The organism is Neobacillus drentensis (assembly GCF_036966985.1).
GTDB classification, from domain to species: Bacteria; Bacillota; Bacilli; order Bacillales; family Cytobacillaceae; genus Neobacillus; species Neobacillus drentensis_E.
The window spans coordinates 1-2,263 of record NZ_JBALSN010000749.1; the positions used below are offsets into that span (position 1 = coordinate 1).

The following is a 2,263-nucleotide window of genomic DNA, read 5'->3' on the forward strand; positions in this document are numbered from 1 at the left end:
TGATATAGCAATTTCACTACTTGGAATATCCTTTTTTGATGAATTCTATTTGTAATAATGGTTATTCAATCGGAAATTGATTTTAGGTTAGAAGTCTTCACTTAATTTAAATTGTAGAAAGGAGAGATAAACATGATGGAAATAACTGTTACTGTCAAATTTCAAGGGAAAAATTATCTAACAAATGTTATTGCCCATAAAAAGGTTTCAGAACAAGAGATCTTACGTTTGGCTGAAGAACAAGTTAGACAACAATGGGCGAAATAAAAAAACGCACAATTTTACTATTCCATTCGTTTTCTGCACACTAATTGATTTATTTAATAATATGTAGGTATTTTTTATAAAAACTTGAGAATGGGAGGTGTCTGTGATGGACAGAAATTTTTCACTTGAGCTTGTCAGAGTCACAGAAGCAGCAGCATTATCTGCTGCAAGATGGTTGGGAAGAGGAAAGAAAAACGAAGTAGATGAGGCAGCCACTCAAAGCATGCGGGATATGTTTAACACCATTCATATGAAGGGAACGGTTGTCATTGGAGAAGGAGAAATGGATGAGGCGCCAATGTTGTATATCGGTGAGCAATTAGGAACAGGGGATGGTCCTGAAGTAGATATAGCAGTTGATCCATTAGAGGGAACCAATATTGTTGCTGCAGTACATGGAACGCTCTAGCTACCATAGCAATAGCAGAGCGTGGCAATCTTTTGCATGCACCAGATATGTATATGGAAAAGATTGCAGTAGGTCCGGAAGCAGCAGGGAAAATTGACATCAATGCCCCTGTAATTGAAAATCTTACAGCTGTGGCAAAAGCAAAACACAAGAATATTGAAGACCTTGTAGTAGCTATTTTGAACCGAGAAAGACACGAAAAAATGATTCAGGAGATTCGTGATGCTGGTGCAAGAGTGAAGCTCATTCAAGATGGTGATGTTGCAGCAGCAATTAATACAGCATTTGAAAAAACAGGAGTAGATATCATGCTTGGTTCCGGAGGAGCTCCAGAAGGTGTGTTGGCTGCTACTGCATTAAAAAGCTTGGGTGGAGATTTTCAAGGAAAGCTTTTACCACAAACGGAAGAAGAATGGATTCGATTAGGAAATATGGGTATTCAAGATGTTAACCGCGTTTTAATGTTGGAAGACATTGTGAAAGGTGAGGATGCCTTTTTTGTAGCAACAGGTGTAACCGACGGTGAACTGCTTAAAGGGGTTCAATATAAAGGAAGTTTCGCTACAACTCATTCGGTTGTCATGCGTGCTAAAACAGGCACGGTTCGGTTTATAGAAGGTCAACATAGTTTAAAAAAATGATGTCGTTTTAGATATGGTTATAGAAGAATCATCCTTTTTAATGAAAATAATTTTGAGGGGAAATTAGTATGCAAGTTGGATTAATCGGATTAGGGAAAATGGGGTTAAATTTAGGACAAAATCTATTGGATCATAACTACGAAGTAGTAGCATTTGATTTAAATTCTGACTCGGTTGAAGAAATGAGAAAATACGGAGCTAAAGGCACACCCAGCTTAAAGGAACTTGTTCAATCTTTGGAAACACCTAGAGTTCTTTGGATTATGGTTCCACACTCTGTCGTTGATTCAGTGATTGAAGAGATTACACCATTTTTAACAAAAGGTGACATAGTGATTGAAGCTGGTAATTCCCATTATAAACAGTCGGTCCTTCGTTACAACCAACTGAGAGAACTTGGAGTCCATTTTATGGATGCGGGTACATCTGGCGGGATGGAAGGCGCCCGAAATGGAGCTTCTTACATGGTTGGAGGAGACCAAGAGGCATGGAATATTGTGGAACCTATTTTCCGTGATACTGCTGTGGAAAATGGATATTTGTATACAGGGCCAGCCGGAAGTGGTCACTTCTTGAAAATGGTTCATAACGGAATTGAGTATGGAATGATGGCTGCCATCGGCGAAGGGTTTGAGGTATTAGATAAGAGTGAGTTTGACTATGATTATGAAATGGTCGCAAGAGTGTGGAATCATGGTTCCGTCATTCGCTCATGGCTCATGGAATTAACAGAAAATGCATTTTCTAAAGATGCGCATTTGGATGAAATAAAAGGGGTTATGCAATCTTCCGGTGAAGGAAAATGGACAGTTGAAACAGCTTTAGATCTTCAAGCTGCTACTCCTGTTATCGCAATGTCCTTATTGATGCGCTATCGTTCACTAGAGAACGATACATTTACTGGGAGAGTCGTGGCGGCCCTGCGAAATGAGTTTGGTGGACATGC

At 39.3% G+C, this 2,263-nt stretch carries 2 protein-coding genes and 1 pseudogene; all 3 read left to right on the forward strand.

Translation table 11 applies throughout. The features are described from left to right. The first annotated feature begins 132 nt into the window (after positions 1–132). On the forward strand, positions 133–267 hold the full coding sequence (locus V7659_RS31290) for a BA3454 family stress response protein (RefSeq protein WP_335543878.1): 135 nt from the start codon (positions 133–135) through the stop codon (positions 265–267). Between the two features lie 106 nt (positions 268–373). Then, positions 374–1,317, forward strand: a pseudogene (gene glpX / locus V7659_RS31295) (class II fructose-bisphosphatase). Positions 1,318–1,385: 68 nt separating this feature from the next. Next, positions 1,386–2,263, forward strand: an 878-nt coding sequence (gnd, locus tag V7659_RS31300) for a phosphogluconate dehydrogenase (NAD(+)-dependent, decarboxylating) (RefSeq protein WP_335543879.1), incomplete at its 3' end; no start/stop codon positions are given.